Origin of the sequence: Belnapia moabensis DSM 16746, from assembly GCF_000745835.1 — a bacterium.
Classification (GTDB): domain Bacteria; phylum Pseudomonadota; class Alphaproteobacteria; order Acetobacterales; family Acetobacteraceae; genus Belnapia; species Belnapia moabensis.
The window spans coordinates 1-4,652 of the sequence record NZ_KN050760.1; the positions used below are offsets into that span (position 1 = coordinate 1).

The 4,652-nt window shown below is 63.0% G+C and carries 3 protein-coding genes and 1 pseudogene; 3 read left to right on the forward strand and 1 reads right to left on the reverse strand.

The window, feature by feature from the left end; all coding sequences use genetic code 11:
• A partial coding sequence (locus tag EP26_RS31370) for a GAF domain-containing protein (RefSeq protein ID WP_157034031.1) occupies positions 1 to 677 on the reverse strand: 677 nt, incomplete at its 3' end.
• 693 nt (positions 678 to 1,370) lie between these two features.
• On the opposite strand from EP26_RS31370, the gene EP26_RS34515 reads away from it, so the two are divergent.
• The 3 genes and pseudogenes from EP26_RS34515 to EP26_RS34520 form a co-directional block, all read left to right on the forward strand.
• Positions 1,371 to 2,633, forward strand: coding sequence for an ATP-grasp domain-containing protein (locus EP26_RS34515; RefSeq protein ID WP_169747578.1), 1,263 nt, complete (start codon positions 1,371 to 1,373; stop codon positions 2,631 to 2,633).
• A gap of 397 nt (positions 2,634 to 3,030) precedes the next feature.
• Positions 3,031 to 3,990, forward strand: a complete 960-nt coding sequence (locus EP26_RS32840; protein ID WP_169747579.1) for a glycosyltransferase family 2 protein — start codon at positions 3,031 to 3,033, stop codon at positions 3,988 to 3,990.
• 284 nt (positions 3,991 to 4,274) lie between these two features.
• Positions 4,275 to 4,652: pseudogene (locus tag EP26_RS34520) on the forward strand (transposase); the annotation flags it as partial.

Sequence of the window (4,652 nt, forward strand, 5' to 3'; positions counted from 1 at the left end):
CGCGCGCCGGCCAAGCGCACCCCGCTCTGAACCGCCTGCATGACACCGGCGAGGTCGTGCCCCACACCGTCTGCGAGCCGGCGCAGCGCCTCAAGCCGGCGCACTCGCGCCTCCGTCGCCTGGTGCTGCACCGCCTCCTGGCGGCCGCGCTCGGCCATCTCCACTGCCAGTCGGCGCAGCGTCATCTCGCTCATGGTCACCGCCGCGAGATCACGCAACGCCGCGGCATCGCCAGATGTCCAAACACGTGGCTCGGTATGGATGGCGCATAAAGCGCCAAGCGCATGGCCATCTGGCGTTATGAGCGGCATGCCGAGGTAGGCGACGACGCCAAGCTCGGAGATGGCGAGGTTGCCGGATAGCAGTGGATGATGGCCCGCGTCCTGGATCAGGAGCGGCTCCCCAGCGGCCACAACGTGCTGACAGAACGAGTGCAGTAGGGAGGTCTCGCGTCGAAGCAGCCAGGGCTGCGGCAGGCCAACAGCGCTCTTGAAGAACTGGCGGTCGGCCTCGACCAGCGACACCAGCGCCGCCGGCACGCCGAGCAGCCGGCAGACCATCCGGGTCAGGCGGTCGAAGGTCTCCTCGGGCGAGGTGTCCAGCAGGCCGGTTCGCCGCAGTGCCATGAGGCGGTCCTCGTCCTGCAGCGCCCTGCTCAGCAGCGTTTCATCGGACATCGATGGCCTCCTTGCTCGGCGGGCACGTACCCGTGCTCGTCTGTCCTGCGGGCGGCTATGGGACAGGTTCCACCCTCGAAGCTATGCTGTCCATCCAACTCGGCGGTAGCACGCGGGCCAAAACGGGTAGGTGTCGGAGGGGCGGCGAGCTACCCCTCCACTGCTTTCTCGACCGGTTGAGGCTGATCGGGCGGGAACGAGAATAAAGGGTCGCTCATTCAATCAGCTTACGCCACGAGGAGAGCCGCAACCCTTTCCATTCGCTCTCGGCTGCTGCTGGCTATACAGCAGCGTTGACTGACTTGCGATAAGACCCCCCTGTCACAAGTGAGCGCCTACCGCGGCAGCATAGTCCAGACGGCTCAAGACTTCAGCTGTTTCGGCCAAGATGACCATCAGACCCCTTGGCCTCACGTCGGATGATGGCGGGCACGCAGACATCTCTGACGAGTAGCCAAGGTCGGCAGCTTTGCGCCAACTTCGGCCGTCCACTTGCCGTTGTCGCCTCCCTGAAAGTGGACATGGTCGACGGCATGGAGGACTTGGTGACGGGGGAGCAAGTTGCCAGCTCTTGCCAATGGCTGCTCCGCCCGCCAAGCCCATTCAATTTGACGGTGCCAGTTGGCTTGCCGAAAGCTAACCTCGACCGAACAATCCAACGGCAAGGCTTGCTGCGCAGTGCATATGTCACCCGTGCCCAGAATCCTCTTTGTCTCAATCATCAACAGCGTCGGCTCGGAACGTGCGGTGGCAGCGATGGGCCGGCTCGGTGCCGAATGCGCGGTGCTGAGCCCAGTTGGTTCCTACTCCTCGCTCACGCGCTTTGCAGCGCGGCACTTTGTATTGCCGCCATACCGCGGTGTCCGGCGCCTGGGGCTCCTCACTGCCCGACGTCGGCTAGAGATTGCCCTGTTGGATTTCCGGCCCGACACGGTCGTGCCTCTTGATGACTTGTCGGCGAAGTTCCTTTGCGGCATCGCGCTTGATCCTTCAACGCGCGAACCGGTTCGGGCAGCTCTGGTGGAGGCGCTCGGTTCGCCCCAGGGCTTTGCCGTCGCCTGTGATCGCCGGCGCGGCATGGATCTCGCGGTGCGACTCGGCCTGCGAACTCCAGGTCACTGCACGGCAACCGATGCTGTAGTCGCGCGTGACGTGGCAGCGGCTTGGGGTTATCCAGTTGTCCTTAAGCGTGAGCACAGCGGCGGCGGGGACGGTGTGGCGATTGCTTGGGATTCGATGCAACTTGGCGCTGCGTTCGAGACGCTGCAGGTTCGGGGCAAACACTGGAAAGGCTGGGTCACAAGGACAAGCCGACGTTTCTTGTGGCGCTGGGCGGGTTTGCCCTTTTCGCCGGATGCACCGCCTTTACTGCAGAGACACATCAACGGCACGCCGGCCATGCACACTCTCGCCGCCTTTCAGGGTCGTGTCCTTGAGGCTGTGAGCTTTCTCGCGGAGCGCACGCATCCCGGGCCGACCGGGCCGAGTACCATGGTCCGGCACATCGAGAATCCCGAGATGGCGGACACCGCCGCTCGGCTAGTCGCAGCACTCGGCTGCTCCGGCTTATTGAGCTTTGACTTTGTGCTCGAGGGTGGCAAAACAAACGCCTACCTAATTGAGATAAACCCGCGACCTATCGCAGTCGCCAGCCTCGGGCCTCTGTTTGGGCATAATGTCTATGGGGCGTTGGTTGCCCAATTGCGCGGCTGGCCCGCGCCTCCAAAATCATCCGAACCAGACACGCGACCCGTAGCACTCTTTCCCCAAGAGTTGGTGCGAGACCCCCAAAGCTTGCGGATGAGGCTCGACAAGGGTGAAGTGATTCACGATTTGCCCTGCGACGATTGGGGTGTGGTTGCGGCCTACGAGCGCTACTTGGTCCAGATGCACCGTACACATGCAGAATTGGTGCGCCAACTCCTTCGCTCAGTTGGTAGAAGGCGGGATCAATAATAGAAGCGGTCGGGATACGACGTATAGCCCCAGCGCAACGGAATACCTCGTTGCTCGGCAGTTGAAGTTGCCACACCCCTCATTCGCACAGCCACATCCGCAAGTGCTGTCTTTCGTCACAGTGCTGGCGCCAAGCACCGAGGTGGCACTCGGGCTGATCGAAGTTTTCAGGCAGCAACTCCACTTTACAACCGCGAGTTTGTTCACAAAACGATCGGGCGGGGTTTGAATCGAGCGATTCTGCAGTGCCGAAATAGGCGAAGCAGACCGCTCGTTTGGCAGTATTGGCGCTGCCTGACGTCGGATTGGAGGGTCGATGACTTACCCAGATTATCCGACGCCAGAGCACATATCCGGCGTACACCGCGCGCCCGCGGCGGACTACGACGCTGACGTAGTGATCCTCGCCCTCGATCGGGTCGAAGATACTGCAGAGGCTGTAGCCTCCGCCAGAGCCCAGACCGGCGTCTCGAAGCACGTGTGGGTTGCCGACCAAGGTAGCCGGCCGGAGAATGTCGCACGTTTAGCCGAGGTGATGCGGGGCGCCCCGGATGCGACACTGGTCCGTCTTGATCGCAACTGGGGTGTGGCGGGAGGGCGCAACCGTGCAACCGCGCTTGGCAGCGGGCGCGTGGTATTCGCGCTCGACAATGATGCTGAGTTCTCCGCCTCCGACACGCTGGCGCGGGCTGTTGCCATTCTGGATGCAGATGCGGATCTCGCCGCGGTCGGGTGCCGCATCCTGGTGCACGCTACCGGGGAGGATGACCTGTCCTCCTGGGGCTATCCGGTTTCACTTCTCCCAAGGGCAGGTGAGAGCTTCGATACGGTCACCTTTGTCGGTGCCGGCGCGGCCGTCCGGCGAGCCGATTTCGAGCGTGCCGGCGGCTATGACGACGCGCTATTCTTTCTATGGGATGAGTTCGATTTCTGTCTCCGCCTGATCAATCTCGGTTTGCGCGTGCGATACCGTGGCGACCTCGCCGTGCGGCATAAGGTCAGCCCGGAGAAGCGCTTTGCCTGGGCCGGCACACGCTGGTTCTATTTTGTGCGAAATCGTGTCTATATCGGAATGAAATATGGTTCACCGGCGTCGGTGCTGCCGCGTTTTATTGCCTATCAGCTGAAGGGAGCGCGCAATGGCGTGCTTTTACAGGGACTGCGGGCAGGTCCTGCAGCGCTGCAGATGTTGCGCGAATTCCGTCCCGCGCTCGGGACCGAGGAGTTGCACCGGCTGACACCCGCAGCGCGCGAATACCTGAGACGCAACGACGCCGCACATCGTTACGGCGTGCTGCGTCGCATGCGAACAGAGGTACTCTCGGCGCTGCCACAAGCGCAGCGGCGTGCATCATAGTGGAGGCTACCGTCTGGAACTGGCTTCACGGCTTTGTGCAGTTGTACCCCAAGGCCCGGCGAGAATGGCCCCAACCAGCAGCACTTCGGCATGCCGCGAACTCCGTTGGAAAAAGAATGGTGTGAAGCATGGGACCACCACGGCGAAGCGGGCTGGCAGGGTCAACCTGGGGCGGTCCTCTTGCCAGGACGCCAAAACTTTACCCGCTTCACCGCCTCACCCTGGAATGGCCAAATTCAAGCTAAGAGCGTCTAACGAAACCTGGTTTGGCGCGTTTTGGGGGCATGAGCAGGCCTCTTGTCCCTGATGGCTGTGGGCGGTGGTGGAGCCGCTGCTGCCGCCTGAGCCGCCGAAGCCGAAGGGCGGTCGGCCTCGTCTGCCCGACCGCGCGGCCCTGACCGGCATCCTCTTCGTCCTACAGTCGGGAATCCCGTGGAAGATGCTGCCCCAGGAGATGGGCTGTGGGTCCGGCATGACATGTTGGCGCCGCCTGCGCGACTGGCAGGAGGCGGGCGTCTGGGACCGCCTCCAGCGTGCACTCCTCGACCGGCTTGGACGGCGCAACGCCATCGACTTTCGGCGCGCCGCCCTCGACAGCGCGTCGGTTGCGGCAAAAAGGGGGGTGCGCAGACGGGACCGAACCCGACCGTCTATGAAACCCT